This window comes from Streptomyces sp. NPDC053513 (genome assembly GCF_044544765.1).
GTDB lineage: Bacteria > Actinomycetota > Actinomycetes > Streptomycetales > Streptomycetaceae > Streptomyces > Streptomyces litmocidini.
Window position 1 is genome coordinate 125,544 of the sequence record NZ_JBITXP010000006.1, and the last position, 27,000, is coordinate 152,543.

Annotated in this window: 21 protein-coding genes, 1 tRNA gene and 2 pseudogenes; 15 read left to right on the forward strand and 9 right to left on the reverse strand. The window is 72.5% G+C overall.

Going from position 1 to position 27,000, the window contains the following annotated elements; all coding sequences use genetic code 11:
- Positions 1–12: 12 nt before the first annotated feature.
- Positions 13–558 (reverse strand): annotated as a pseudogene (locus ACIGW4_RS12820) (TetR family transcriptional regulator C-terminal domain-containing protein); the annotation flags it as partial.
- Between the two features lie 207 nt (positions 559–765).
- On the opposite strand from ACIGW4_RS12820, the gene ACIGW4_RS12825 reads away from it, so the two are divergent.
- The 8 genes from ACIGW4_RS12825 to ACIGW4_RS12860 all read left to right on the forward strand — a co-directional run bounded on the left by ACIGW4_RS12825 (position 766) and on the right by ACIGW4_RS12860 (position 7,648).
- The gene (locus ACIGW4_RS12825) at positions 766–1,965 is read left to right on the forward strand and encodes an MBL fold metallo-hydrolase (protein WP_123456338.1); all 1,200 of its coding nucleotides are present in this window, start codon (positions 766–768) and stop codon (positions 1,963–1,965) included.
- 199 nt (positions 1,966–2,164) lie between these two features.
- Complete coding sequence (locus ACIGW4_RS12830; RefSeq protein ID WP_399580135.1) at positions 2,165–2,443, forward strand: hypothetical protein; 279 nt, start codon at positions 2,165–2,167, stop codon at positions 2,441–2,443.
- A 157-nt stretch (positions 2,444–2,600) separates the two neighbouring features.
- On the forward strand, positions 2,601–3,059 hold the full coding sequence (locus ACIGW4_RS12835) for a hypothetical protein (protein WP_399580137.1): 459 nt from the start codon (positions 2,601–2,603) through the stop codon (positions 3,057–3,059).
- A gap of 570 nt (positions 3,060–3,629) precedes the next feature.
- Entirely contained in the window at positions 3,630–5,663 is a 2,034-nt protein-coding gene (locus ACIGW4_RS12840; RefSeq protein WP_399580138.1) for an ATP-binding protein, read from the forward strand.
- Positions 5,664–5,669: 6 nt separating this feature from the next.
- Positions 5,670–6,104, forward strand: a complete 435-nt coding sequence (locus ACIGW4_RS12845; RefSeq protein WP_123456341.1) for a roadblock/LC7 domain-containing protein — start codon at positions 5,670–5,672, stop codon at positions 6,102–6,104.
- Positions 6,105–6,106: 2 nt separating this feature from the next.
- Positions 6,107–6,478 carry a DUF742 domain-containing protein gene (locus tag ACIGW4_RS12850; protein ID WP_123456342.1) on the forward strand — a complete coding sequence of 124 codons (372 nt, stop codon included), beginning with the start codon at positions 6,107–6,109 and terminating at the stop codon, positions 6,476–6,478.
- A complete protein-coding gene (locus ACIGW4_RS12855) occupies positions 6,456–7,079 on the forward strand; it encodes an ATP/GTP-binding protein (RefSeq protein WP_123456343.1) in 624 nt (207 codons plus the stop codon). The genes ACIGW4_RS12850 and ACIGW4_RS12855 overlap by 23 nt, the downstream gene beginning before the upstream one ends.
- The gene (locus tag ACIGW4_RS12860; RefSeq protein WP_123456344.1) at positions 7,076–7,648 is read left to right on the forward strand and encodes a GAF domain-containing protein; all 573 of its coding nucleotides are present in this window, start codon (positions 7,076–7,078) and stop codon (positions 7,646–7,648) included. The genes ACIGW4_RS12855 and ACIGW4_RS12860 overlap by 4 nt, the downstream gene beginning before the upstream one ends.
- A gap of 78 nt (positions 7,649–7,726) precedes the next feature.
- Here the strand turns inward: ACIGW4_RS12860 and ACIGW4_RS12865 are convergent, their stop codons facing one another.
- Complete coding sequence (locus ACIGW4_RS12865) at positions 7,727–8,935, reverse strand: acyl-CoA dehydrogenase family protein (RefSeq protein WP_123456345.1); 1,209 nt, start codon at positions 8,933–8,935, stop codon at positions 7,727–7,729.
- A gap of 583 nt (positions 8,936–9,518) precedes the next feature.
- Here ACIGW4_RS12865 and ACIGW4_RS12870 point away from each other — a divergent pair.
- Positions 9,519–9,592: transfer RNA gene (locus ACIGW4_RS12870), tRNA-Pro, on the forward strand.
- 783 nt (positions 9,593–10,375) lie between these two features.
- On the opposite strand, the gene ACIGW4_RS12875 is transcribed toward ACIGW4_RS12870, so the two are convergent.
- From ACIGW4_RS12875 to ACIGW4_RS12885, 3 genes are all read right to left on the reverse strand, one after another.
- Positions 10,376–12,976: a SpoIIE family protein phosphatase gene (locus tag ACIGW4_RS12875; protein WP_398709414.1), complete on the reverse strand. Its 2,601-nt coding sequence runs from the start codon at positions 12,974–12,976 to the stop codon at positions 10,376–10,378.
- Positions 12,977–13,314: 338 nt separating this feature from the next.
- The gene (locus tag ACIGW4_RS12880; protein WP_398709412.1) at positions 13,315–13,968 is read right to left on the reverse strand and encodes a hypothetical protein; all 654 of its coding nucleotides are present in this window, start codon (positions 13,966–13,968) and stop codon (positions 13,315–13,317) included.
- A gap of 532 nt (positions 13,969–14,500) precedes the next feature.
- Complete coding sequence (locus ACIGW4_RS12885; protein ID WP_399580141.1) at positions 14,501–15,457, reverse strand: radical SAM protein; 957 nt, start codon at positions 15,455–15,457, stop codon at positions 14,501–14,503.
- Between the two features lie 696 nt (positions 15,458–16,153).
- Between ACIGW4_RS12885 and ACIGW4_RS12890 the strand changes: the two genes are divergently transcribed.
- On the forward strand, positions 16,154–16,600 hold the full coding sequence (locus tag ACIGW4_RS12890) for an SSI family serine proteinase inhibitor (RefSeq protein ID WP_398709407.1): 447 nt from the start codon (positions 16,154–16,156) through the stop codon (positions 16,598–16,600).
- A gap of 237 nt (positions 16,601–16,837) precedes the next feature.
- Here the strand turns inward: ACIGW4_RS12890 and ACIGW4_RS12895 are convergent, their stop codons facing one another.
- Together ACIGW4_RS12895 and ACIGW4_RS12900 are read right to left on the reverse strand one after the other, a co-directional pair.
- Positions 16,838–17,263: a hypothetical protein gene (locus tag ACIGW4_RS12895; RefSeq protein ID WP_399580143.1), complete on the reverse strand. Its 426-nt coding sequence runs from the start codon at positions 17,261–17,263 to the stop codon at positions 16,838–16,840.
- A 29-nt stretch (positions 17,264–17,292) separates the two neighbouring features.
- Positions 17,293–17,841 (reverse strand): DUF2231 domain-containing protein, encoded by a 549-nt coding sequence (locus ACIGW4_RS12900; RefSeq protein WP_399580145.1) that lies wholly within the window; start codon positions 17,839–17,841, stop codon positions 17,293–17,295.
- On the opposite strand from ACIGW4_RS12900, the pseudogene ACIGW4_RS12905 reads away from it, so the two are divergent.
- A pseudogene (locus tag ACIGW4_RS12905) lies at positions 17,773–18,171 on the forward strand (hypothetical protein); the annotation flags it as partial. The gene ACIGW4_RS12900 and the pseudogene ACIGW4_RS12905 overlap by 69 nt on opposite strands.
- Positions 18,172–18,599: 428 nt before the next feature.
- Here the strand turns inward: ACIGW4_RS12905 and ACIGW4_RS12910 are convergent.
- Positions 18,600–19,574, reverse strand: a complete 975-nt coding sequence (locus ACIGW4_RS12910; protein ID WP_399580146.1) for a helix-turn-helix domain-containing protein — start codon at positions 19,572–19,574, stop codon at positions 18,600–18,602.
- 79 nt (positions 19,575–19,653) lie between these two features.
- Between ACIGW4_RS12910 and ACIGW4_RS12915 the strand changes: the two genes are divergently transcribed.
- The 4 genes from ACIGW4_RS12915 to pntB all read left to right on the forward strand — a co-directional run bounded on the left by ACIGW4_RS12915 (position 19,654) and on the right by pntB (position 24,548).
- Complete coding sequence (locus tag ACIGW4_RS12915; protein ID WP_399580148.1) at positions 19,654–20,511, forward strand: alpha/beta fold hydrolase; 858 nt, start codon at positions 19,654–19,656, stop codon at positions 20,509–20,511.
- A 621-nt stretch (positions 20,512–21,132) separates the two neighbouring features.
- Positions 21,133–21,255 (forward strand): hypothetical protein, encoded by a 123-nt coding sequence (locus tag ACIGW4_RS12920; RefSeq protein WP_399580149.1) that lies wholly within the window; start codon positions 21,133–21,135, stop codon positions 21,253–21,255.
- 343 nt (positions 21,256–21,598) lie between these two features.
- A complete protein-coding gene (locus tag ACIGW4_RS12925) occupies positions 21,599–23,128 on the forward strand; it encodes a Re/Si-specific NAD(P)(+) transhydrogenase subunit alpha (RefSeq protein ID WP_399580152.1) in 1,530 nt (509 codons plus the stop codon).
- Between the two features lies 1 nt (position 23,129).
- The gene (gene pntB / locus ACIGW4_RS12930; protein ID WP_399580155.1) at positions 23,130–24,548 is read left to right on the forward strand and encodes a Re/Si-specific NAD(P)(+) transhydrogenase subunit beta; all 1,419 of its coding nucleotides are present in this window, start codon (positions 23,130–23,132) and stop codon (positions 24,546–24,548) included.
- 68 nt (positions 24,549–24,616) lie between these two features.
- Here pntB and ACIGW4_RS12935 read toward each other — a convergent pair whose 3' ends face one another.
- Entirely contained in the window at positions 24,617–26,986 is a 2,370-nt protein-coding gene (locus ACIGW4_RS12935; protein ID WP_399580156.1) for an ADP-ribosyltransferase domain-containing protein, read from the reverse strand.
- Positions 26,987–27,000 lie beyond the last annotated feature (14 nt).

The following is a 27,000-nucleotide window of genomic DNA, read 5'->3' on the forward strand; positions in this document are numbered from 1 at the left end:
CTGGTCCTGGTCTCAGGCCGGCCCTGGTCCTGGTCTCAGACCGGCCCCGGTCCCGGCCTCAGGCCCGGTCCCGGGCTCAACGGGCCTCGGACCCGAGCTCGGGCTCGGCCCGGCCCCGGGTTCGACACCGGCACCGGCCCCGGGCTCGGCGTCCCGGTCCGTGGTCGCCAGGTCCTGGTCCGGAAGGTTCGGTTCACGGGCGGGGGCCGTGTCCGCCCAGCGGAGCATCGCGGCGCGCGAGAGGGAGCCGGCGTAGGCCGTCGTCCGGACGGCGAGGCCGTCGGGGAAGGCGGTCAGCCGCCAGGCCGCCGGGTCCGCGCAGCGGCCCCCCCCGGCGGCCGCCCGCTCCTCGATCACCCGGGTCGGCGCTGTCTTCCACTCCTGGTCGAGGAAGGCGGCGACCCGGCGCGGCTCCGGGTCGCGGAGCGGGACGGCCCAGCCCCCGATCCACAGCCGCCGGCCCTTGGCCGGGCCGGTCGGGGCGTACCAGCGCGCCGCGGCCCGCAGCCGTCGCACCGCGGTGGAGCGCCGTCCGAGCAGCCGCCGGAGCCGGGCGAGGGCGGTACGGACCGTCGTACCCGGTCGAAGGCCTGACCGGCGTCGGCCCCGATGTCGCCGAAGAGCGTCCACCGCCGGGCGCCGGTGCGGGAGCGGGAGGGGCAGGACGGGGTCGTACTGAATTGTTGTTCGGTAGGGCGGACCGGCCCGGCCGTCTCCGGAGCGGGCCGCCCATAATGGAACGACCCCCAGAGATCAGGAGGTCCTGTGACCGGTACCGGCTCCGACCGTTCGCCACGGGCCCGGCTGCGCGACCTGCGCCCCGAGTCCTTCGGCGCGGAACCCACGGGTGCGCGTCTCGCCCGGATCCGCCGCTCGCCGAACTTCGCGGACGGGATCTTCCAGAACCCCGAACCGGCGCGGCGCGGCCCCTCCGGCTCCACCGTCGAGTTCGCCAAGATCTACTTCGAGAAGGAGGGGCGCGCGCGCAGGGCCCCCACCGGCGCGATCCCCGTCCACCCCACCACCCTCGCCGACCTGGCCGCGCCACCGGCCACCGGCCTGCGCCTGACCTGGATGGGGCACTCCGGAGTCCTCGCGGAGATCGACGGCCACCGGGTCCTCTTCGACCCGGTCTGGGGCGACCGCTGCTCCCCGTTCCCCTTCGCCGGTCCCAAGCGGCTCCACCCGGTGCCCGTGCCGCTCGCCGAGCTCGGTCCGGTCGACGTCGTCGTGATCTCGCACGACCACTACGACCACCTCGACCTGCCGACGATCAAGGCGCTGGCCACCACGGACACGCTCTTCGCGGTGCCGCTCGGCGTCGGCGCACACCTCGAACGCTGGGGCGTGCCCGCCTCCCGGCTGCGCGAGCTGGACTGGAACGAGTCCACCGAGGTCGGCGAGCTCCGGCTCACGGCCACCCCGGCGCGGCACTTCTGCGGCCGTGGCCTGCGCAACAAGCAGCACACGCTCTGGGCCTCCTGGGTGGTGCGGGGTCCGGCCCACCGGATCTTCCACAGCGGCGACACCGGCTACTTCTCCGGCTTCAAGGACATCGGCGCCGCCCATGGCCCCTTCGACGCCACCATGATCCAGATCGGCGCCTACTCGGAGTTCTGGACCGACATCCACATGACTCCGGCCGAGGGCATGCGGGCCCACCTGGACCTCCAGGGCGGCGCTCCGGGCGGTGTGCTGCTGCCGATCCACTGGGGCACCTTCAACCTCGCCCCGCACGCCTGGGCGGAGCCGGGGGAGTGGACGCGGGACGCGGCGGAGGAGGCCGGGCAGGCGGTGGCGCTCCCCCTCCCCGGCGAGCCGTTCGAGCCCGCGGGGAAGCTGCCCGGGGACTCCTGGTGGCGGGCGGTGTCCCGCCCGATCGCGCGCCCGTGGCGCCGGCCCCCCGGCATCGAGGTCGCGGTCGAGGCCCACGGCGACGACCTGGACCTCGCGGCCGAGCGCTGAGACCGGCCGGGCCTCGGCGCTCGGGCGGCTGCCGAACCGTCTCCCGCCCGAAGGGCACGCCCGGCGGGACCCGGCTCACCCGGACCGCTGCGCCGGCTCCGTGCCCTTCGGCGAGCCGCGTGACGAGGCGGCCGTCCGGCCGATCGCCGCGCCCGCGCGGTGTGCGTCGTGGCTCAGCGGCCGGTCGGCCGCTGAGCCGGTGTCAGCCCTCCGCCCGCCCCGCGATGCCGTCGAGGACCCGGTCGAGCCCCCACGCGTACTGCTCGTCGGAGACGAACCGCGCGGTCGTGCCCGCCGCCCCGGCCGTGCGCGGGCAGCGGTCGGCGGGGACGGCCCGGAGCTGCTTCCGCCGCGCTCCGCCGTGCGCCTCGGGCTCCGGTGGACGGCCGGCTTCCTGGCGTTCCCGGTCGCCGGGCCCGCCGGTCGTGCGGTGGTCGGCCCCGTCGACGACGCGGTGAGCGCGCTGGCGGGCGGGTAGTGACGGGGGCGGTGACCGGCGCCGGGCAGGCGCTCGTCTCCTCCGGCCGGCTGAGCTTGCCGCGCTGGTCCACGACCACCGCGGCCGGCAGCGGGCTCGGGCTCCTGCTCGGCGCCTCCCTGGCCGGCCACGGACCGATCTCGGCTCGTTGGCGCTCATGGGGGCCGTCGAGGGCGTCCTGCTCGGCGCGGCCCGGACCCGCGCCCTGCCCGGACGCCGCCCGTCCGCCGTGGCTCTGGGGCGGCGGCGATGCCGGCCTGTGGGCGGCGGGCCGGACGGCGACCACCCCGACGCCCCGGGCCGCGTCTGGCACCTCCCCAGTGACCCGCACACCCGCACCACCCGCGAGCTCGCCGGCCCGGCCCACCGCGCCACCGGTCGGCCCGGCGCCGCCCGCCTGCGCCGGATGCCGACGGCGGCCCTGTACGCGATGGGCGCGTTCAACCGCACGGTGCGCGAACTGATCGAGATGCGGTACGAGTTCGCGGAGCCGTTCGTCGTCGACTCCACCCTGATCCGGGACCGCCTCGGCGCCGTCGCCACCCCTGTCGAGGAGGCGCTGGACCGGACGGTGGCGGCCTGTCGCGCCTCTCGGGGGACAGCTCCCCGGAAATGAGGCGTGAGCGCGGGGACGAGCGGAAGCCCCGGCCCGGAGGGCGGGCGCCGCCGGGCCGGGGCTTCCGCTCTCACCGACCGTCACCGGACGTTTGGGGAAGAGGCGGGCGTGCGGGCGGATTCGGGCACCGGGGGGCGGCGCCGATCCGGCGGCCGGAGCGGGGCCCGAGGGGGCCGGCTCGGGAGCGGGACGCCGTTCCCGCGGAGGTGTGGGCCGGGCGGGCCCGTCCTCCTCCGGAGATTCCGGTACGGGACGGTTTCCGCGGAAGGGCGGGGGCGGCGGCGTCTCCGTACTGTTCCGTTCCCGGCCGCCGGCATCCCCTCCGGGCCACGGCATCGAGTTTCGGACGAATATTCTCGGCCACTCATATGAGGGCCGATACCAGAGCGGGCCGGTCTACGGGTAAGTTTGTCAACTGCGCACCGCACATGAACGGTTGACGACTACAGTGTGTGGCTGATGATCATCGGTAGGCTCATCGAACGTCTGTAGAACACCTCCCCCGTACACCCCCTGCAGAACACACACCCCCGCAGTACGCCGATTCCTGGGCACGTACCAAGGACACTCATGTCTCAACTTCGCGCACCCGCCTCGCGGTCCGATCGACGCGAGGGCGGGCGGCACGGCCGGCCAGGCGCCCGCTCCGCCACCGGTACCCGCAGCAACCCCCCGGCGCAGACCTCCGCACGGCTCCCCGCCGAAGCCCGCATACGCCCCCAACTCCTGCGTACCTCCGTGCTTCCCGCCGTCGCGGTGGCCCTGGGCGGCGCGGCGGCCGTCCTCTTCACCATCCGCTCCACCGGAGCCAGCCCGAGCCCCGGCCTCTGGGCCGCGCTCACCGGCGCCGCCGCCCTCACCATCGCCTCCGTGACGGCCGCCGCGCTCGGCGCCGACCGGGCGGCCAAGGCCGTCCTCGACCGCTGCAACTCCCTGCGCCGAGCCAGCGCCCGAGGGCAGAGCGAACTCCTGTCCGTCGTCGAACAGTTGCGCAGGGGAGAGGACCCTTCGGTCCGGCCGGCGCAGCCGACCGCCCCCGCCTCCGGCGACGAGTTCGACCTCCTCGCGCACGAGTTGACGCGCTCTCACGAAGCCGCCGTAGCGGCCGTCGTGCAAGCCTCGCGGCTCTCCAGCAGTGTCGGAAACGAACAGAAGGTCGAGGTCTTCGTCAACCTCGCCCGGCGCCTGCAGTCCCTGGTCCACCGCGAGATCCAGCTCCTCGACGAGCTGGAGAACGAGGTCGAGGACCCGGAGCTGCTCAAGGGCCTGTTCCACGTCGACCACCTGGCCACCCGCATCCGCCGCCACGCCGAGAACCTCGCCGTGCTCGGCGGCGCCATCTCCCGCCGCCAGTGGTCGAACCCGGTCACCATGACCGAGGTGCTGCGCTCCTCCATCGCCGAGGTCGAGCAGTACCCGCGCGTGAAGCTCGTACCCCCGATCGACGGTACGCTCCGGGGCCATGCCGTGGCCGACGTCATCCACCTCCTCGCCGAACTCGTCGAGAACGCGACGCTGTTCTCCGCGCCGCACACCACGGTGCTGCTGCGCGCCCAGTACGTCACGGCGGGCCTCGCGATCGAGGTCGAGGACCGGGGCCTGGGCATGCCCGTCACCGAGCAGAACAAGATGAACGCCCTGCTCGCCGACCCCGACCAGGTCAACGTCGCGCACCTGCTCCAGGACGGCCGCATCGGACTCTTCGTCGTCTCGGCGCTCGCCCGCCGGCACGGCATCGCCGTGCGCCTCCAGTCCAACATCTACGGCGGCGTGCAGGCCGTCCTCGTCCTCCCGCAGGGCCTCCTCGGCTCCGACCCCGAGGGCCTCGCGCAGCACGAGCGCCAGACCGCCGCGACCGCCGGCTCCGCGGCGATCCCGCCCGACCAGGTGCAGATCCAGCCGCAGGCCCGACCGGCGGCCGCCGTCACGGCCCAGACCCAGGCCCCGGGCCACGCCCCGGTCCAGACCCCGGCCTCCGCGCCCGGTCACGCCCCGGTCCAGACCCCGGCTTCCGCGCCCGGTCACGCCCCGGCCCAGGCCCCGGCACCCCTGCCGCACCAGGCACCGGCCACGGCCCCGGTCGCGGCGCAGGCCACGGGCCACGCCCCCGGCCACGCTCAGGCGCCCGCGACGGCCGACACGAACGGGACGGCGGCCCCCACCGCTCCCGCGCCGCGGTCCGTACCCTCGCCCTCGCCCACCCCGGAGCGGGCCGCCGTCCGCCACGAGGAGGCCCCCGTGCCCGGCTCGCACCCGTACCTCCGTACGAGCGAGCGGCCGAGCGGATACGGAGACCCCGGCCCCGCCCCCGCGGTACCGGACGGGCCGGCCGGCGCCGGGCCCGCCGGCCCGCCGGACCACCTGCTCTCGCCGCTCCCCCCGGCCCCCCGTGCCGAGGACGGCGGCAGGCCCCTGCTCCCCAAGAGGCGCGCACAGGAGCACATCGTCCCGCAGCTGCGGGACGAGCCCGTGGCCCGCAAGACCGAGGAGCACGCCCTGCACGACCCGGGTCTGATGGCCGCGTTCCAGCGCGGCATCGGCCTCGCCGAATCCCAGCCCGCCCCCCACGAATCCCAGCGTCCCGGCGACGCCCACAAGGAGTAGATCACCATGGCGAGCAATGTGCCGACCGGCCATTCCTCGGACCTCGACTGGCTGCTCAGCGGACTGGTCCAGCGGGTCCCCTACACCCGCAACGCCGTCCTGCTCTCCTCCGACGGTCTCGTGAAATCCGTGCACGGTCTCGACCCCGACGCCGCCGACCACATGGCGGCCCTCGCCTCCGGGCTGTACTCGCTCGGCCGCAGCGCGGGCGCCCGCTTCGGTGACGGCGGCGAGGTCCGCCAGGTGGTCGTGGAGCTCGACTCCACCCTCCTGTTCGTCTCCACCGCGGGCTCCGGCACGTGCCTGGCCGTCCTCGCCGGGCGCGAGGCGGACGCCGCCGTCCTCGGCTACGAGATGGCGATGCTCGTCAAGAGCGTCCGGCCGTACCTGGTCACCCCCGCCAGACAGGCCGCCGGCGCGGTCGGCGGGCGCGGGCAGTAGACGTGACGTCCCATCAGGAAGGGCCCTGGCTCGACGACGCGGCCGGGCGGCTGATCCGCCCGTACACCGTGAGCGGCGGCCGGACCAAGCCCACCACCGCCCTGGACCTGCTGTCCATGGTGATGGCGACCGGTTCGAGCCCCCAGCCTCACATGGGCCCCGAGCACAGCCTGGCCCTCGGGCTGTGCGACGGGCCCACCTCGGTGGCCGAGATCGCGGCGCACTTACGGCTTCCGGCCGTCGTGACCAAGGTCCTGCTCTCCGACCTCGTGGACTGCGGGGCGCTGACCGCCCGGGCGCCCCGCTTCCACGCCAATCCAACCGACCGTTCCTTGCTGGAGGCAGTGCTCGATGGCCTACGACAACGGCTCTGAGCGCCACGACGGTTTCGCGACCGACCCCTTTCCCACCGCACTGAAGATCCTGGTGGCGGGCGGATTCGGCGTCGGCAAGACGACCCTCGTGGGCGCGGTCAGCGAGATCGAACCGCTGAGCACCGAGGAGCTGCTCACCTCGGTCAGCGCGGCCACCGACAGCCTGGAGGGCGTGGAGTCCAAGACCACGACCACCGTCGCCATGGACTTCGGCCGCATCACGCTCGACGCCCGCCACGTCCTGTACCTCTTCGGCACCCCGGGCCAGGAGCGCTTCTGGTTCATGTGGGACGAGCTCTCCGAGGGTGCGCTCGGGGCGGTCGTCCTGGCCGACACCCGCAGGCTCCAGGAGTGCTTCTCCGCCGTGGACTTCTTCGAGCGGCGGGGCATCCGGTTCATCGTGGCGGTCAACGAGTTCGACGGCGCCTACCGCTACGAACCCGACGAGGTACGGGCCGCCCTCGACCTCAAGCCGGAGGTGCCGGTCGTCACCTGTGACGCCCGGATCTCCAGCTCCGGCATCCGCACCCTGCTGACCCTCGTCCAGCATCTGCTCACCACCATCCCGGACACCGTGCCGAGCTACGGAGCCACGCCATGACCTACGACCCGACCGGTCACCTCCTGCTGACCCCCATCGACAAGGAGGCGCCCGCCCGCGTGCAGCGGCTGCGCGAACTCGGTCTCGGGGAACGGCCGGACCCGGCGTTCGACGACTTCGCCCACCGGCTCGCCGAGGTGACCGGCGCCCCGTTCTCGATGGTCAACTTCATCGACGAGAACCGGCAGTTCTTCGCGGGGCTCCACACTCCCGAGGGCACCCACTCCGGCAGCGACCTGGGCGCGGCCGCCGCGGGCGGCGGCGGTGTCGGCCGCTTCATGGCCCGCGACCACGGCTACTGCCCGCACGTCGTGGTGCGGCGCAAGGCGCTCGTCCTGGAGGACGTCTGCGACTACCCCCGCTTCGCGGGCAACCCGGTCGTGGACGAGATCGGCATCCGTTCCTACATGGGGGCGCCGCTGATCGACCGCACCGGTGTCGCCCTCGGCACCATCTGCGTGGTCGACACCGACGTCCGGCCGTGGGGGCGCGCCGGTCTGGAGACGATCAAGGCGATGGCGGTGGAGCTCATGGAGCAGATCCACCGCCGCGAGGACGGCATGTTCTGACCGTCACCGCCTGATGACGGCCGGGAGCCCCGGTACGGCGGCCGCCGTACCGGGGCTCCCGGCTCGTGGGGGAGGGCATCAGACGTGCAGGAGCTCCGGCTCCGGCGTGCGGACCAGCTCGGACAGGCGCTCCGACCAGCTGCCCTTGTCCTGGCCGAGGGCGACCTCGGCCAGCCGCAGCAGCTGGATGTCGGAGGTGCCGGCCGGGGCGAAGATGTGGTGCGCGTCCCGGAGGTAGCGCTCGATGGCCCGGTCCGTGAAGAGGCCGGCGGCGGCGTGGATCTCCATGGCGTTGCGACCGGAGTCGATCGCCGACTCGACGTTGACGAGCTTGGCGTTCATCAGCTCGGTGTCGCAGGAGAGTCCCTGGTCGAGCAGGTGCACGGCGTGGTACGCGGCCAGCCGGGCGGTCATCAGCCGGGACTGCATCTGCCCCAGCTTCAGCTTGACCGTGGGCAGCTCGTGGAGCGGCTTTCCGTAGCGGATGCGCTCGGAGACGAAGCGGGTGGTCTCCTCCAGGATCGCCTGGTGGATGCCGAGCGAGACGGCGGTGAGGTTGGCCCGTCCGTACAGCACGCTGGAGGAGTACGCGACGGCCAGGCCGTCGCCCTCGTCGCCGAGCCGGTTGGTGGCGGGCACCCGGCAGTTCTCGAAGATCAGCTCGCCGAAGCTGAAGCCGTGGAGGCCCATCGCCTGCTGCTGGGGACCGGTCCTGAACCCCGGACGATCGGATTCGACCAGAAAAGCGGTGAGCCCCTTCGATCCCGGACCGGTCCTGACCACGACGCCGTGCAGATCACCGACGTGGCTGTTGCCCACGTAGACCTTGCTGCCGTTGAGGATGTAGTCGTCGCCGTCCCGGACCGCGCTGGCGCTCATGCCGAGGACGTGACCGCCGGACTCGGGCTCGGTGACCGCGATGGTCGGCAGGCACGCGCCGGCGGCGATCTCCGGGAGCCAGGTCTTGCGCTGCTCGTCGCTGCCGAAGTGGACGATCTTGGCGGTGCCCAGCTGGGAGGCCTGGACCATGGCGCCCATGGCGCCGCTGACCCGGGAGAGCTCCTCGATGATGATCGTCTTGGCCAGGTGGCCGGCGCCCATGCCGCCGTACTCCTGGCCGATTGTCGCTCCCAGCCAGCCCTGCTCGGCGATCTTGCGGGACAGCTCGTGGTGGACCGTCCGGGACTCCTCCATCTCGGCTATCCGGGGCCGGACCTCACGCTCCGCGAAGTCGCGGACCGTCTCCCTGAGCTCATGATGCAGTCGGCTGCTGAAGTAGCTGTCCATCCGAGTCCTCATCTGCGAAATGCCTGCCCGGCGGTTTGTCCGAGCAGGTGGAGCATCGGCAGTGGTCCCGTCCCGAACAGGCCGACCCGTTCATGGTGTTGATCTTTCCGGAACGGATCAATATCGCCATGAAGTTTGTCCGAAACAGGAGCGGTTGACGATCGGATCTGACTGTGTTTCGTGTGGTCTTGGCCCTCTCGACCAGGTCCGGACCTCCTTCCCCATGGTCGTCTTTTTGCCACATGTCCACGGCGAAGAAGGTGCCGATATGGACTGACAGATGCAGGGGTATGGCTGTATCACCCTCTTCCTCCTCATATGGGAGGCATTCCGGAACCTCGTCCTCCTCTCTTCCCGCCCCGGCGGCGCCCCTCCCCGGCCCCTCCGTTCCCCCTCCCGCCCCCGCCGGAGCAGGCGTGCGGGCACGTGCGGAGGCGCGGAGGTGCGTCACGGAGAGTGAACACCGCCGGCCCGGCGTGCGCCCGACCCCGGGCGCCCGGAAAGGCGTGCGCGACCACCGGTGAAAGTGCGGTATTGTTCTCATGCGCGTTCGGCCAGGGGAAACCCCAGGTCAGACGGGTATCGGGACGTGGCGCAGCTTGGTAGCGCACTTGACTGGGGGTCAAGGGGTCGCAGGTTCAAATCCTGTCGTCCCGACTCGAAAGAGTCGCAGATCAGGGGTCGTTTCAGAGCAATCTGAAACGGCCCCTTGATCGTTTCCGGGGCTACTTGGGGACCAGCGCGCTCGACCGACCGGAGCGCACCTCGACTCGGTCGAGGTGCGCTCCGTGGGGGTCGGGCCTCCCTCGCCGAGAACCGCCTTCGTCGGCGACCTCATCGGCCACGGCCCGCCCGCCGCGGCCGCCAAGGGCCGGCTGTGCTCCGCGACCCCGTCACCGGCCGTTGCACCCTGGCCTCTGCCGGCCACCCGCCGCCCATCGTGGTCCCGCCGGACGCCGGACGCCGGACGCCGGACGCCGGACGCCGGGCTGCGGCGCCCGACCGACCGTCTGGAGGCTCACTGCCGTCCGGGCCGTCCGCTGCCTGAGATCGGTCACGCCGTGCTGGTCCGGGCTGGTGAATCCGCGCCGAGCGACGACGTCACCCTGCCCCGGCCCGCACGCGCGCCCTGCCTCCGCGGCCCATCGGCGCCTGGTGCTTTCCGGCCGATCCGGCCGTTGCCGCCGAGGCACGGAAGGTGACGTCGTGTCAACTCGATGGCTGAGGTCCGGGCGACCTCGCCTTCACCACCGGGCCGATGGTCGGCGAGCCGGTCACGACCGCCGTCCGCCGTGCCGGCGGCCCCGTGGTCTGCGGCTGATCCACGAGCACGTCCTGGTCTGCGAGGTCACCGTCCCCGGCGACACCCGGCCCCGCCTGCGCCGGGCCCGTCGGGCCGACGAAGGCGGCCGCGGCCGGTGCCTCGTCGCCCGGCTCACCTCACGCAGGGGCAGCTGCTACGGCCGGGCCGGCAGCGGGCAGGACCTGTTCGGCCCAGATGACCTTGCCCTCCGGCGTATACCGAGTGCCCCAGTGCTCGCTGATCTGCGCCACCAGGAACAGTCCGCGGCCTCCCTCGTCCATGCCGGCCGCGTACCGCAGGTGCGGGGCGGTACTGCTGCTGTCCCACACCTCGCAGGTCAAGGTGCGATCGCGCAGAAGACGCACGTGAACCGGCGCTGCGCCGTACCTTATGGCGTTGGTGATGAGCTCGCTGAGGATCAGTTCCGTACTGAAGGCGAGTTCCTCCAGGCCCCACTCCTCGAGCTGCTCGGCCGCGCGGCTGCGCATGGCGCCGACCTCGCTCGGGTCGAACGGAACGTCCCACTGGGCGACCCGGCCGGGTCCCAGGGTGCGTGTCCGCGCGATGAGCAGCGCGATGTCGTCGGACGGCTGGCTGGGGAGCAGGGCGTCGAGTACGGCGCGGCGGCTGGCGTCCGGGTCCCGGCCGGGGTGGCTCAGTGCCGTGCGCAGCCTTTCCATGCCCTCTGCGATGTCCCGGGTCCGCTCCTCGACCAGCCCGTCGGTGTACAGGACGAGCTGGCTGCCTTCCGCCAGGCGCAGTTCCATGGTCTCGAACGGCATGCCTCCCAGCCCCAGCGGGGGGCCGGCCGGCAGTTCCGAGATCGTCGTCGTGCCGTCCGGGGCGACCACGAGCGGTGGCATGTGTCCGGCCCGTGCCATGGCGCAGTTCCGGGAGACCGGGTCGTAGACGGCGTACAGGCAGGTCGCGCCCAGAACGCCGCCCTCGGGGGCGGTGCCGTCGCCTTCCTGGTCCATGCGCTGGACGAGGTTGTCGAGACGGGCGAGGAGTTCGTCGGGCGGCAGGTCCAGGGAGGAGAAGTTGTGCACGGCCGTGCGCAGCCGCCCCATGGTGGCGGCGGCGTGCAGGCCGTGCCCGACGACGTCTCCGACGACGAGCCCGACGCGGCTTCCCGGCAGCGGGATCACGTCGAACCAGTCCCCGCCCACTCCCAACTGGGCGGGCTGGTAGAAATGCGCGACGTCCACGGCGCTCTGCTCGGGCAGATCCTGTGGCAGCAGGCTGCGCTGGAGCGTCACGGCGAGATGGTGTTCGCGCGTGTAGCGGCGGGCGTTGTCCATGCTGACCGCGGCGCGGCCGACGAGCTCCTCCGCCAAGGACAGGTCGTCCTCGTCGAACGGTTCCGGCTTCTGCGACCGCCAGAAGTTGACCACTCCGAGCACGACGCCCCTGGCCTTCAGCGGAGCGGCGATGAGCGAGTGGATCCCGTAGTCGACGATCGCCGATGTCCGGCGCGGGTCCTGGGCGTGCCAGCCCGGCGCGTCACGCAGATCGGGCACGAGCTCGGCCGCGCCTGTGCCGTAACCGCGGGCCTGCGGTGTGGACGGCAGGAAGTCGATCAGACTGCCGAGCGGGTACAGCGGGTGGTCGGAGCGGATGCCGTTGACCGCCGTGCGCCGCATGTCGGCGCCCGGGCCGGGCTCGTCGCCGTTCAGCACCGGATCGGCCAGGTCGACCGTCACGAAGTCCGCGAACCGGGGGACGGCGACTTCGGCCAGCTCCTCCGCGGTCCGCACCACGTCGAGCGTGGTGCCGATGTCGCCTCCGGCGTCGTAGAGCAGCTTGAGCCGTCTGCGGGCCGTTTCCGCTCGGCTGCTCAGGAGCCGCATCTCGGTGGAGTCGCGGATGGTGACCGCCGAGCCCTGCGGGCGGCCCCCCGGTCGGGTGGGCCGCTGGTTGACGACGAGCAGCCGGTCCCCGGCCTCCAGCACCTCGTCGGTGGCGATCCGGCCGGACAGCAGCAGGTCCGCCATCCGGCGGTCCATGCCGACCTCGTCGACGGGGCGTCCTTCGGCGTCGTCCGGCAGGTCGAGCAGCCTTCCGGCCTCGTCGTTCGCCAGGAGCAGTCGTCCTTCGCCGTCGGTGATCAGCACCCCTTCGCGGACGGCGTGGAGCACCGAGTCGTGGTGCTCGTACATGCGGGTCATCTCCTGCGTGCCGAGCCCGTGGGTCTGGCGGCGGAGTCTTCGGCTGATCAGCGCCGTGCCGACGGTGGCCAGCGCCAGGCCGCCGGCGATGGACAGCAGGATGACCGGAAGCTGTCGGTTGGCGATGCCGGTCACGCTCTTCACCGTCAGACCCGCCGAGACGAGGGCGACGACATCGCCTTCGGGCGAGTCGACCGGCACGATCGCCTGGATCTCCTTGCCGAGCGGCCCCTGCACACTCTCGGTGTGCACCTGGCCGGCGAGCGAGGGCTCGATCGTGCCGACGAACCGCTTGCCGATGAGATCGGGCTGAGGATGGCTGTAGCGGATGCCGTGGGTGTCCATCACCACGATGAAGTCCACCCCTGCGGCCTTGCGCGTCTCCTCGGCGAGGGGCTGCAGAACCGCGGACGGGTCCGGCGTCTTCAGCGCTTCCTGCAGGCCCAGGGACTTCGCGAAGGTCTGCGCCACGGAGACCGACCGGTTGCGAGCCTCTCGGTCGATGTCGTGCCGCGACTGCAGCACCAGGGCCAGCAGAGCCCCGGCGGCGAGCAGCACCACGATCGCCACCTGAAGGACGAAGACCTGCCCGGCGACGCTTCCGGATCTTCTGCCTAGGGGCGACCGCACCGGTACGCCGGACACGAGAGACGAGACGGGCTCACAACCACAGTTGTAACACCTCCCCGCGGCCAGGTCTCCGGCGCTCACCGTATGCGTCGGGGCCGCCGCACAGGGTCTCCGCTCCCGAGGGGCCGCGGGGGCGGGCGGCCAGGTGGGGGTGTTCCTTGTTCCCGGCGTTCCCGGCGGGACGTCGCGTCCGGTCCGGCGCGGGAGGGCGGAGGCCCCGCCCGGGACCGGTCACCGGACGTCACCTCTTCCGTCGCCGTGGTCCACGGTCGCCCGCGTCACCCGTCGCAGGTGTGGAACGTGCAGCGGCGGATGTCGACGACTCCGGGGAGGCCGGCGATCTCGTCCCTGAGGGCGCCTTCGGTCCGGCCGTCGGTGAAGGTGTCCGGCATGCCCACCCGGAGGATGAGCCGCCCGGCGTACTCGTAGACCTCCACGCGGGTGGCGCCGTGGTCCAGGAGCCGTTCCTTGCGTTCGTTGAACTGCCGGTCGCGGAAGCGGTCGGTGGAGTCCAGGGTGGCACGGAAGGAGGGGGGCGGTTCGTTCTCCGGGTCGTGGTCCTGGCCGGGCGGGGCGGCGATCAGCACGATGGCCGCAGCGGTGACGACGGGTGCGATCGCCGAGAACCAGGGACCAGGACGGTTGCCCGGGTCCACGAACGGCGCGATCACCAGGAGCAGGGCCGCCGGCGCGAAAAGGAACATGCCGATGACGGCGCCGATCACTGCCCAGGCGAGCAGGGCCGGCCCGATGACGAGGCAGGTCCGTGCGCAGGCCTTCGGATGGTCTTGCATCAGCAGCGGTGTGACGGCCACCAGCGCTGTCATCAGGAACGACCCACCCGAGAACGGAGCGATCAGCAGACCCAGGGCGGCGGCGAGCCCCGCCGTCACGACCCCTGCCACGATCCACGCACGCTGTCGGGCGGACACCCTCCGGCCGTCCTCCATCACCCTTGCCCCCTTCTTGAACGTGTTCAAGTTAGCACTTCGCGGGGGCGGGGGCGGGGGCGGGGGCGGGGGCGGGGCGGGGGCTGGTGTCGACGTCACTTCCGCATCCGAGGCGGCCCCTTCTCGTCGTGGCGAGTCGTGGCGAGGTTGCCGTACGCCCTCGCGGAGCCTGCCGGTCGGGAACCCGCGGCCGGCCGCGGTGGACGGCTCTGCAGTCCTGGCGTACGAGGAGGCGCCCCATCTGATGGGCGGTCAGGGGGTGGCGTCCCGTGTTCCGAGCCCGTACAGGAGCCGCCCGTTTTTCACGTAGGCCAGAGGGGAGTCGTCCCTGTCGCATGCCAAGGAGGGCCGGCTTCCGCCCTCGGCGTCGACCGTTTGCGTGCTCCACCTGCCGGCAAAGCTCCGTGCGTGTCCCGCTTGGCCGGCTTCAGTCGGCCGTCGCCGTAAGCGACACACGATTCCATGCACCAGCTCATCTCCGCGGGCGGCGCGGTGTTCTGTGGGGGCCCGGTGGTCACCATCTCCTTGAACCGGCAGCGCGGCTGACGTCGTCGTACCAGTTGACGAAGGGCGGTCCCGTCTCCTCCGCCAAGCGCCTGTGGACCTCCGCGCACAGCGTGCGGAAGGGACCGGGGTCCCAGGCCCGGCCCAGCTCGGTCAGAGTGGAGTCGTGGAGGCTGCCCAGTGCGTACCGGCGGTCGAATCCGTATGCGAGAGGGACCACGGTCCCGTCCGTCTCGACGACCAGAGGCGTCAGCCACGTACCGAGACGCCGCCCCTCCCGGCCCTGAACGGGGACGAACATCTCCGGGCGAGCACGCAGTTCGCCGCGCGTGGTGACGTCCACCTGTACGGTCATGCCGCCGGAGGACCGTACCCGGACCGCCTCCAGCACCGCGAAGGCCGGCTCCTTCACGTCCGGCACCGCGCCGTCGAGGAGTTCGGCGGCGTACCCGTCGGGCTCCAGCGGATGGATCTGGAGAAGCCCCGCCCCGGCATCCGCCGCGAACCGGGACACCCGGTCGAGCTCGTGGACGTTGAACCGGGTCAGCGTGAAGACGAACCCGAAGGCGATGCCCGATTCACGGACCGCCTGGAGCCGGCGTTCCATCAGGGCGAAACTCCTGGCATTCCGCCTCATCCGCACATGGCTCTCGGGCGTCCCGTCGAGCGAGACGGCCAGGGCGTCGACCAGACCGGTGAGCTCCGCCGGCCGGCGCTCGGTGAGCAGCATGCCGTTCGTGGTCACCGTGGTCCGCATGCCCTGCTCGCGAGCCGCGGCGAGCAGGGCGGGGAGCGGCGGGTGGAGCAGCGGCTCACCACCGGACACCCCGAGCACGTCGTAACCCAGCCCTGCGGCCTCGACCACTGCTCCGCGCAGAAGCGGCAGGGGCAGGGACTCGTCGACGTGCGGGCCCGAGGAGGAGTAGCAGTGTCGGCAGGACAGGTTGCAACGCCGAGTGGGGTGCACCTGCAGGACGGAGCGAGAGCCGGTGAGGCCCTCGGTCACTGCGTACGTCCGACGGACACCTCGACGACGTGATGGTCGATCGCGGTCACGCCGCGCGGGAAGACTCCGACCCGGGGCTGCCCCTGCCGCACGGGACATCGGTTCCCAGTCGGGTGACCCGCCGGCACCGCACGGTTTTCGTGCGGTGCCGGCATCTGTGTGCGCCGTACCGACCCGCGGTGTGTACGACGACCCCGCGACCGTCTCCGTGTCCCAGTCGTACCCACAGACCGTCTCCGCGTCCCAGGCCCGATCGTAGCCGAGTCGCAGCCGTGCTCGGGGCGAGCCGTACACCTTGGTCCAGGGCATGCCGCCGCAGCCGTACTCCGCGGAGGTGCCGGTCGTCGCTGCCGGGCCGGGCCCCGGATTCCGGACGATCATGACCGGGCGCGGGCGGTCAAATCCCGAACCATTTCCGCGTCAGCGCAGGTCAGCGGATTGTTCGAGCTTGGACCGCCCGCGCCGTCCGCGCCCGGGGGACGGGATGGAGTACCGGAGCACCGTCTCTCAACTGGCCGAACGACCAGTCGGTAGGGGTCTGTCGAGGGTGCGGCCGGAAAGGTGCGACCACATGTGCGATCACCCTCCGCGTCGACAAGACTCCGGTGCGCAGCCGATCGGCTCGCATCACCCAGTCACCCGCGAAGGGACACCCCCGTGCGCTATTTCCGTACCCTCGGCGCCACCGCGTTCGCCACCGCGACCGGCCTCGCGCTCGTCGGCACCGCCTTCACCGGCACCGGCACCGCCGAGGCGGCGCCCGCGATCCTCTACGCCCCCTCGGCGCTCGTGCTCACCCTCAGCGAGGGCGCGCACCCGGCGACCGACACCGTCGCCCGCGCGGTCACCCTGAACTGCGCCCCCGTACCGTCCGGCAGCCACCCCGCGCCGGAAGCGGCCTGCGCGGAACTGGCCGCCGCGGGGGGCGACTTCACGAGCCTGACGGGCTTACGGGGAGGCCGCCCCTGTACGCGCGAGTGGAACCCGGTCACGATCACCGGTGACGGCGTCTGGCAGGGCCGGCGCGTCACCTGGTCGGCGACCTACGGCAACCCGTGCGAACTGCGGGCCCGCACGGCGGGCGGCGCGGTCTTCGCGTTCTGACGGACCCCCGGGCACGGCTTTCCGTCAGGGAACCCCGACCCACCGGCGCTCCTGGTGAGTGCGGGCGGGTCGGGAGCCCCGCGGCCCGTGGGAGCGAACTCGCGGGCCCCCGCCGCCTCCTGTCGGTGGGGGCCGGTGAGCGGTACCGGCTCTTGCCGTGGGGGTCGGCGAGTGGTGCCGGCCGGGGGCGGGCCGGTGGCTGGACCGGATCGGAAGGGGCGCGCCGACTGAGGCGCGTCAGTCGCTTCCGACGCCCAGCGCGGTGAGCAGGACCAGGAGCACGGTCGCGACGGCGAACAGGCCGTGGCCGATGACGACCGGCACCGGGAAGTGCCGCTCGGCCGGCGTCTCCGTGTCCGTGCCGGCCGAGCCGGCGCGCAGGACCGGCAGCCAGCGCGCCAGCATGAAGAAGCCGAGCAGGGCGACCGGCACCAGCAGGCCGAAGGCGGTCCAGGCCAGGAACGTCCTGTCGACGGCGAGGTAGACGATCCACACCACCAGACCGGCGGCGGCGAGCGCGAAGTGCCCGAAGAGCACGGGCGCGGGCAGCCGGCCGGTGCCGGTGCGCTGCTGACGCACACCGCCGCGCCGGATCCACACCCCCAGCATGAAGAAGCCGCCGAGTGCGGTGATCAGCCAGGTGACGAGAGCTGCGATGTCCACGGGGACTCCAGTGAAGTGATCGGTTCGGTTCAGCGGGAGCGGCCGGGGCGTTCCCCGCCCGCGACGGTGGGGACGTAGCCGTCGGCCTGGGTGGCCTCGTCGGCCACCCGCACGCCGTAGCGGTAGGCGAGCTTGCCGCCGAGGAAGCCGGACACCCCCAGGACGAGGAGGCTCACCGCGGACAGCGCGAGCATCCCCGCGCCGACGCTGCCGGCCGTCCCGGCGGCGCGCCGCCAGAAGAAGCCGCCGGTGTAGGCGCCGGTCACCAGCAGGTTCAGCGTCATGTGGACCAGGGCGGTGCGCATCGCCGGGGTGCCCGGAGGGATGGCGAACAGGTCGAGGAACCCGACCGTCGCCGCCGCCAGCGCGCCGAGCACGCCCACGGCGATCAACCACATCGAGCCCCGCGTCAGGAAGCCCGGATCGCGCACCACGAGCGACGCGACGTCGAAGACCAGGCTCGTCACCCAGGCGCCGATCGGGACGGTCACCAGGATCGGGTGGAACGGATGACCGTACGGGCCCGCGAGCGCCGCGCTGACCGGCCGTTTCGCCTGCGACTGCTGTTCGCTGTACATGCTCGGCTCCTCTCCGCTTTTCACCAACAAGTCTTGTCTTTATTCTTTCCTTCCGTCAAGACATCCAGGCCACGGGCCTGTGCGCGCGGGCCTTTCTTCACTCTTGGGAGTTATCGTGACCGTGTGACCAGTGACGAGAGCAGCGAGGGCACGGGCGCGGCCCCGGCCGACCGCATTCAGTCCGTGAGCGTCCTGGGGGAGGAGTCCCGGCGTCGGATGTTCGCCTTCATCCGGCGTGCGGGCCGCCCGGTGACCCGCGACGAGGCCGCCGCGAGCGTGGGCATCTCACGCAAGCTCGCCGCGTTCCACCTCGACAAGCTCGTCGACGTCGGTCTGCTGCGCGCCCGCTACGGCACTCCCGGAGCGGTGCGCAGGGTCGGGCGCCAGCCCAAGGTGTACGAACCGACCGACACCCAGATCACGGTCTCGATCCCCGAACGCCGCCACCAGCTGCTGGCCGATCTGCTCCTGGAGGCCGTCCTCGCCCAGGGCGCCGGCGGGAGCGCCGCCGAAGCCGCCGTGACGGCGGCGGGGCGACGCGGGCGCCGGCTCGGGGAGGACGAGCGCGAGGCCGGCCGGCCCGGACGGCTCGGCGCGGAACGCGGTCTGACGCTGTGTGAGCAGATGCTCGAGGCCTACGGGTTCGAACCCGTCCGTGAGAACCCGACCGAGGTGAGGCTGCGCAACTGCCCGTTCCACCCCCTCGCGGCCAAGGCCCCCGAGCTGGTCTGCGGCATGAACCACGCCTTCCTCGCCAACTACCTCCGGGGACTGGAGGTCTCGGGCGTGGAGGCCGTCCTCGCCCCGACCCCTGGAGAGTGCTGCGTCCAGCTGCGGCCGGCGTCCGACGACGCCTCCCGGGACCGGCCCGGAGCCGAGGGCTGAACCGGTGCCGCGGCGGCCGTGTCGCGGGTGGGCCACGCGAGGTCGTCGACGGCGAGGAACGGCTCGCCGGCCACGCTCGCCGGGGTCGCCCCGGTGAGCGCCATGACGTCCCGGTGCAGATGGGACTGGTCGGCGTAGCCGGTGGCGGCCGCGACATGGGCCGCGCTTTCGCCCGCGACCAGGCGATGGGCGGCGTGATCGAAGCGGACCAGCTTCGCGGCGTACTTGGGCGGCAGGCCGAGCTGTGAGCGGAAGCGGGACCACAGCCGCTTCCGGCTCCACCCGACCTCGGTCGCGAGTCCGTCGACGCGGGCGAGGCCACGGCTGACGGTGATCCGGTGCCAGGCCCAGACCACCTCGGGGTCGACCGGCGGCCCCGCCTCGTACCGGCGTGCCAGCAGCAGGTCCGTCAACCCGAATCGCTCCTGCCACGAGGAGGCGTCGGCGAGTCGCTCGCGGATCCGGGCGGCCTCCCGGCCCCACAGGCCGTCCAGCGGCACGACGGCGCCGTCGAAGTCGGCGGGGGAGGCGCCCAGAACCGCGCGTGCGATCGCCGGGGACAGGCGCACCTGCACGCACTCGACGTTCTCCCCCCACACCCGGACCGTGCCTCCGGAGCCGAGCCCGGGCCCCGCGACGAGGCTTCCCCGCTGCCGTCCCGCGGCGGAGTCGAGTACGGGCGCCCCGTCGCCGAAGTCCAGGAGCAGCGTCACGGCCGGGTGCGGGACCATCCGGAGCGCGTCCAGGTCGGGGACGCGGAACCCGGCCATGGTGACACCGGCCACCCGGCTGGGCCGCCGCGGGCACGCGACGTCCCACAGGGCCGCACCGTGCGCGAACGTCCGCATGGGCCCATGATGCTACGCGGGCCGACCGGGGGAACATTCGTCCAATACGCCGGCGCGTACCGGCGGAGACAGTGGGCCCATGACCGTTTCCGAAGAGAACCCGTACGCGAACGGCGGCGCCGGGGCCACCGAGAGTGCGATCCTGCCGCTCGACGACGGCGAGGTGCACGTGTGCCAGGACGGCCCCCGTGACGCCCCCACACTCCTGCTCATCCACGGGTCCGCGTCCTCGACCCGCTCGTGGGACCCGATGGTTCCGCTGCTGGCCGGAGCCCATCGCGTCATCCGGATCGACCTGCTCGGGCACGGGCGGTCGGCCAAACCGGCCGACCGCGACTACGCGGTCCCGGACCAGGCGCGCCGGGTCGGCGAGGCGCTGGACCGGCTCGGCGTCGCGCACGCCGTGGTCGTCGGCCATTCCAGCGGCGGCGCCGTCGCCACCGCCCTCGCCGAGCACCGGCCCGACCTGGTGACCGCGCTCGTGCTCGTCAACACCGGCCCCGGCCTCGGCGCCCTCGTCGCACCGCAGGCCGCCGCGGCCGGCCCTTCGCAGTGGCCGCCGAGCGACGAGGAGCTCCGCCACTTCGCGAGCACCGCCGTCAGCCGCGCCGGCTACCGGGTCCCGGAGGAACTCCTGCACGACGTACGCGACATGACCCCGCACACGTTCACCGCGACGATGTCGGCCATGCACTCCTACCTGGAACAGCGGGCGCTGCCGGACCGGCTTTCGGTCCTGGGCAAGCCGCTGCTCGTGCTCTTCGGCGAGGACGACCGCAGGTGGCGCTCCTCGTCCGCCTCCGAATACCGCGCCGTTCCGGGCGCGCAGGTCGAGTTGCTGCCCGGTCTCGGGCACTCGCCCCTGCTCGAGGATCCGCGGCGGACCGCCGCCCCGCTGTCGGCCTTCACCGCGACCCACGCCGTACGGGCGGAGTGAGGGAAAGGGAGGGGTGCCATGCGGATCCTCGTCTCCGGCGCCAGCGCCGGCGCCGGAGACGAGGATCCGGTCCGGTCCTGGCCCACTGGCTCACCAGGCACGGCTTCTCCGTCACCGTCGTCGAACGCGCGCCGGCCCCGCGCATGGCCGGCGGCCACGCGGTCGACCTCTTCCGGCCCGCGATGAACATCTCGGAGAAGACGGGCGTGCTCCCGCGCATCGGGGAACGGGCCACCGGCACGACCCGGATGACCGCCCATCAGGAGGGCTCACGGCGTCCCGTCCGGGTGGACCTCGCCAAGATCTTCGACGCCGCCTCGGACCGGCACGTCGAGATCATGCGCGACGACCACGAGCGGGCGTTCCCCGCCTACGAGCGCGCGAGGGCGGAGCACGTACGAGGCAGCCGCGCGGGCGCGCCGAGCGCGGCGAAGACCCTGGTCCCCACCTCCCGCCTCGAGGTGTGGGGACTGGCCCGGGGCGCCCGCCTGATCTCCTCCCTGCCCGCGGGGCCCGGCCGCGCCCTGCTGGTGGACAACACCGTCGGCACCTCGATCCACGAACTGGCCCTCGCGCGTCGCCGCCGGGAGCGGGGTCTTCGTCGACGACGCCGAACCGAACGTGCTCGGCGCGCGAACCGTCGGGATGCGGGCCCACCTGCACGTCGACGCCTCCTCCGCCCGTGCGGCCCTCGCCGCGCTCGTCCCGGGGCTGCGGCCCACGGCGGACGGGGCCTCCGCGTGAACCACCCCGAGGGGTGCTCGACGGCGGGCCGGAGCCATGAGCGAGCCGCGGAAACAGGCCGGGAGGCGCGCGTCAATATGAGCTATCCCCCTCGAACCGCCGGTGTCGCGGGAGGGCCGGGGCCCCCTAACGTGAGCCCATCCTCGACCAGGGAGCTCCGACGAGTTCGCCATGCCTGCGGAGCGGTCGCTCGCGATGGGTAGGGGAGTGGTGTGGCATGGATCACCGCCGACACGCTTCCGGCCGAGGTGGGAGCAGCCTGATTCTGATGAGGCCTGAACTCGAATCGAATTCGAGTCGGGGGACAGCCGTCGACGGCAACTGCAGCGAACGGAGAACACTCGTGATTGTCGGAGTCCTCAAGGAGGCGCGGGCAGGTGAGCACCGTGTCTCGGCCACACCCGCCACGATCGAACCGATCCGCAAACTGGGGTACGACGTGGTCGTCGACTCCGGCGCGGGTGCCGCGGCGGGCTTCACCGACAGCGCCTACGAGGCCGCCGGCGCGACCATCGGTGACGCGACGGCCGCGGACGTGGTCCTCGGGGTCAACGCCCCGAGCCCCGATCAGCTGGACGGGGTACGGCCGGAGGCGACGGTGATCGCCCTGTTCGCCCCGGCGTTCGACCCCGCGATGGTCGAGGAGCTGGGCCGCCGGCCGTTCACGGCGCTGTCGATGGACGCCGTGCCGCGCATCAGCCGGGCGCAGTCGATGGACGTGCTGTCGTCGATGGCGAACATCGCCGGTTACCGGGCCGTGGTCGAGGCGGCGCACACGTTCGGGCGGTTCTTCACCGGCCAGGTGACGGCGGCGGGCAAGGTGCCGCCGGCGAAGGTGCTCGTCGCGGGCGCGGGCGTCGCGGGCCTGGCCGCGATCGGTGCGGCGGGCTCGCTCGGCGCGATCGTACGGGCGACCGACCCCCGCCCCGAAGTGGCCGACCAGGTCCGGTCGCTGGGCGGCGAGTACCTGTCGATCGAGTCCCCGGAGGTCGAGGTCTCGAAGACGGGCTACGCCAAGGAGATGGGCGACGACTACAAGGCGCGCGAGGTCGAGCTCTACGCCGCGCAGTGCCGTGAGGTCGACATCGTCATCACCACCGCCCTGATCCCCGGCCGGCCCGCGCCGAAGCTGATCACCGCGGAGATGGTGGCGAGCATGAAGCCGGGCTCCGTGATCGTCGACATGGCGGCCGCCAACGGCGGCAACGTCGAGGGCACCGTGAAGGGCGAGAAGACCGTCACGGAGAACGGCGTGACGATCATCGGCTACACCGACCTGGCGGGCCGGCTGCCGGCCCAGGCCTCCCAGCTGTACGGCACGAACCTGGTGAACCTGCTGAAGCTGATGACCCCGGACAAGGACGGCCGGCTGGTCCTCGACTGGGACGACCCGGTCCAGCGCTCGATCACCGTCGTCCGCGAGGGCGAGTCGGCCTGGCCGCCCCCGCCGGTCCAGGTCTCGGCGGCCCCGGCCGCCGCGCCCGCGGCGACGGAGACGAAGCCGCCGAAGCCGAAGAAGGAGCCGATGACGCCGGCCCGGCGCTTCGGCGGGGTGGCCGTCGCCGCCCTGGCGCTGTTCCTCGCCGCCGGGTTCGCTCCGGCGGCACTGCTGCCCCACGTGACCGTCTTCGTGCTCGCGATCGTGATCGGCTACTACGTGATCGGCCATGTGCACCACGCCCTGCACACGCCGCTCATGTCGGTGACCAACGCGATCTCCGGGATCATCGTCGTCGGCGCGCTGCTGCAGATCGGGCACTCCAGTACCGCGGTCACGGTGCTGTCGTCCGTGGCGATCCTCCTGGCCAGTATCAACGTCTTCGGCGGCTTCGCGGTGACGCGTCGCATGCTCGCCATGTTCAACCGGAGCTGACATGTCTGCGACCATCGCCGCACAGGCGGCCTACCTCGTTGCCGCGCTGCTGTTCATCCTCGCGCTGGCAGGACTCTCCAAGCACGAGTCCGCACGACTCGGCAACGCGTTCGGAATGCTCGGCATGGGCGTCGCGCTCGTCGCGACGATCGTGCTCGCGATCGACGGCGACATCAGCACCGCCGGCCTCGGCCTGATGGCCGTGGCCATGCTGATCGGCGCGCTGATCGGTCTGCAGCGCGCCCGTGGCGTCGAGATGACCGGCATGCCCGAACTGATCGCGCTGCTCCACTCCTTCGTCGGCCTCGCGGCCGTGCTGGTCAGCTGGAACGGCTTCCTGAACGTCGAGCACGAGCCCCACGGCCGCGAGGCCGAGGCCCTCGACGCGCTCGGCACGCTGGGCATCCACCACGCCGAGGTGTTCATCGGCCTGTTCATCGGCGCGGTGACCTTCACCGGCTCCATCGTGGCCTACCTGAAGCTCTCGGCGAAGATCAGCTCCAAGCCGCTCGTGCTGCCGGGCAAGAACGCGCTGAACCTCGGTTCCCTCGGCCTGTTCCTCGCCCTGACGGTGTGGTTCGTGATCACACCGGAGCTGTGGCTGCTGATCGCCGTGACGGTCCTGGCACTCGCCCTGGGCTGGCACCTGGTCGCCTCGATCGGCGGCGGCGACATGCCGGTCGTGGTCTCGATGCTCAACAGCTACTCCGGCTGGGCCGCGGCGGCCTCCGGCTTCCTGCTCGGCAACGACCTGCTGATCATCACCGGTGCGCTGGTCGGCTCCTCGGGTGCCTACCTGTCCTACATCATGTGCAAGGCGATGAACCGCTCGTTCATCTCCGTCATCGCCGGCGGCTTCGGCATCGAGGCGCCCTCGGCCTCGGACGTCGACTACGGCGAGCACCACGAGATCACCGCCCAGGCCGCCGCCGAACTCCTCGGCGCCGCCCGCTCGGTGGTCATCACGCCCGGCTACGGCATGGCCGTGGCACAGGCGCAGTACCCGGTCGCGGAACTCACCTCGAAGCTGCGGGCGAAGGGCGTCGACGTGCGGTTCGGCATCCACCCGGTCGCCGGCCGCCTGCCCGGCCACATGAACGTGCTCCTCGCCGAGGCCAAGGTGCCGTACGACATCGTGCTGGAGATGGACGAGATCAACGAGGACTTCGCCGACACCGACGTCGTCCTCGTGATCGGCGCCAACGACACGGTCAACCCGGCCGGCGCCGAGGACCCCGGCAGCCCGATCGCCGGCATGCCGGTCCTCACCGTCTGGGAGGCGAACAAGGTCATCGTCTTCAAGCGCTCGATGGCCTCCGGCTACGCGGGCGTGCAGAACCCGCTGTTCTTCCGCGAGAACACCTCCATGCTCTTCGGCGACGCGAAGGACCGGGTCGAGGACATCGTCGGCGCGCTCTGAGAAGCGCGGACGGGAGGCCGTCCCCTCCTCCGGGAGGGGACGGCCTCCGCACGACCCGGCGGCGGGGCCTACGACACCAGCCCCTGCCCCTCCAGTTCGGTGAGGCGTACGGTGCACAGCCCGCCGCGTTCGCTCTTCACGTCCGTCACCTTCAGCCGGGTGCCGGGGGTCAGGATGTACTCCTCCTCGCCCGTGAACGCGGAGAACCGCCGGATCCCCACCGCACGCGCCGGCGTCACCTCGAACAGGGTCCGCCGGCCGCGGCTCCCGAGGAAGGCCCGGGCCACGCTCGGCTCGGACGTGCACGACGAGACGCCCCACCACGTCACCGTGCGCCCCAGCGGATACTGGGACCGCAGGTCGAGCGCCACACCGCGCCACAGCGGCCGCGTCTGCGGCGGCAGCTCGGCGACGGCCGAGAACAGCAGACGCAGGTACGGCAGATACGGCACGAGCCGCTCCCGGTCCGGGGACCGCAGCACGGCGTTGATCTCGCGGTAGAACGCCGACTCGCACGTGTACAGGTACAGCGCCGAGATCGCGTCGGCGGACAGCCCGGTCCCGGACGCCCCGCCCGCGGCCTCCGCCTCCGCCACCTTGGCCTCCGCGAACCGGCTCGACCGCTCCACGTACCGGTCCAGGTTCGCGAGCACCTTCGTCACCGGCTCGACGGCCTTCCGGAAGTCCATCACCGGCGTGTCGAACACCCCGGTGATCGGCGGCAGGACGAGCCCCTCGTCCTTGACGCTGGTGAGCCGCTCCAGATAGAGCTGGTGCAGCTCCATCGTCGACGCGATGAACGCGCCCATGCGCTCCGCGACACCACCGCCGGACCCTCCCGCCCCGGCCGCGTCCTGGTCCCAGCCCCTGCGCGGCAGCCAGTCGACCGGCTCGGCCCCCACCGCCGCCAGGGCGTCGTTCACCCGGGCGAAGTGGTCCCCCTCGCAGAAGAGGTCGCCCTGCGCCGCCGGGTTCGCGTGGTCCAGGTGCCGGACCTCGACCCCCGGGTACTTCTTCTCCAGCCGCTGGACGACCCGCTTCAGGCTCCGGGCGTGCGCGCCCCACCAGGCGAACACCACCCCGCGGTCCTCCTCCTCGGCGTCCTGCTTCGCCCGGAGGATCTCCTCGACGATCTGCTCGGCCACCGGCCGCCAGAAGGACGTGTGCCGCTCGGTCGGCACGGCCCCGTCCGCGCTCGCCGTGAGCGAGGCGTTCAGCAGCAGCACGCCCTGGGTGAGCATCGCCTGGAACCACTCCGGCGGCTGGACCGTGTCCTCCTTCTTCAACAGCGCCCGGACGTCGGCGATCGGCGTCTTCTTGGCGATGCCGTACTTCCACATCGCGGCCGCCTTGATGAGGCAGCGGATGCTGACCACCCGGCCGAACTGGCTGTCCTTCCAGTCGTGGAAGGTGTTGTCGAACATTGCGATGCCGGTCGCGCTCTCCGCCCGCGGGTACGGGTTCTGCCCGAAGGCGACCACCTTCCACTTGTGCGGCGGATGCGGCTTCAGCGCCTGGAAGGTCAGCTCGCGCACCGGAACCACCTCCGGGCTCCGCTTCGGCCCGATGAAGGCCTCCGCCCCCGGCTGCGCCTCGATCACCGGGGCGAGCAGCGGCAGCCACGGCTCACCACCGCCCGTGAACAGCCCGGCCAGCCCCAGCGGATCCGAGGCCGACGCGGCGGCTTCGGCAGCCGGCTCCGACGCGGCGACGTCCGGCGTCTCGGCCGGCCCCGATCCCGCGACGTCCGGCGTCTCGGACGGCTCCGATCCCGCGACGGCCGGCGGCTGCTCCGGCACCTTGATCCGCACCCGCTGCGCCGGACCCGCGCCCTCGATGTCGGCGAGCTGGGCGAGCACCGCGGCCCGCAACTCGTCGTAGTCCGCGAACCCGTGGTCGTGGAACAGCGTGTACCCCGTCCACATCAGATTGGCGCACACCTGCGCGGGCACCCGGCCCGTCCGCGCGCCCATCCCGACGAGCGCCACCGACCGGATGCTGCCGGGCTTCGCCAGGTTCTGCAGGTGCACCGCCTGGAACGCCGCCGCGCACGCCAGCGCCACGTTCATCGTGTCGCTGACGTCCTGCGAGGACTGCCGCATCGTCGGCGTCGAGATCAGATGGCGCGGCACGGCCGCCCCGGACGGGACGCAGACCGCGCTGCCCACCGGCAGGCTCCCGCCGAACCGCTCGCGGATCGCCCGCTGCACCCGCACCTGCACCCCGGCGCCGAGGTGCCGCTTGACGACGGCGTCGACCCCTCCGTCCATCCGGCCCCGCGCGTTCGTGGGGGACACCCACGCGTCCGCGTCGACGTCCAGGAGGGAGCCCCGCCGGATCTCGACCCCGGGCGTGTCCGCGAACGCGGACTTCCAGGCGGTCACCACCTCGTCGTTGACGTCGACGAGAACGACCTTCAACGCACGCTCGACACCCACGAATTCCCCCTCCT